General features: G+C 67.8%; 1 pseudogene. It reads right to left on the minus strand.

Annotated features, from left to right (window positions below):
• Window positions 1–347: pseudogene (locus FLX07_RS36165) on the minus strand (excinuclease ABC subunit UvrA); the annotation flags it as partial.
• Window positions 348–379 lie beyond the last annotated feature (32 nt).

Raw genomic sequence — 379 nt, forward strand, 5'->3', positions numbered from 1 at the left:
CGGGTCTGGATGCCGTCGCGCACGGCGATGCGGTCGACCACGACCTCGATGTCTTGCTTCAATTTCTTGTCGAGCGCAGGCGCGTCCTCGATCGGCATGATCTCGCCGTTGATGCGGACGCGGGTGTAGCCGGCCTTCTGCCATTCGGCGAGCTCGCGGCGGTATTCACCCTTGCGACCGCGCACGACCGGGGCGAGCAGGTAGGCGCGGGTACCTTCGGGCAGGGCCATGACGCGGTCGACCATCTGGCTGACGGTCTGTGCGCTGATCGGCTCGCCGGTGGCGGGGCTGTAGGGCACGCCGATGCGCGCCCAGAGCAGGCGCATGTAGTCATAGACTTCGGTCACCGTCGCCACGGTGGAGCGCGGGTTGCGACTGG

Source organism: Microbispora bryophytorum (assembly GCF_006874465.1).
In the GTDB taxonomy this organism is placed as follows: Bacteria; Actinomycetota; Actinomycetes; order Streptosporangiales; family Streptosporangiaceae; genus Microbispora; species Microbispora bryophytorum.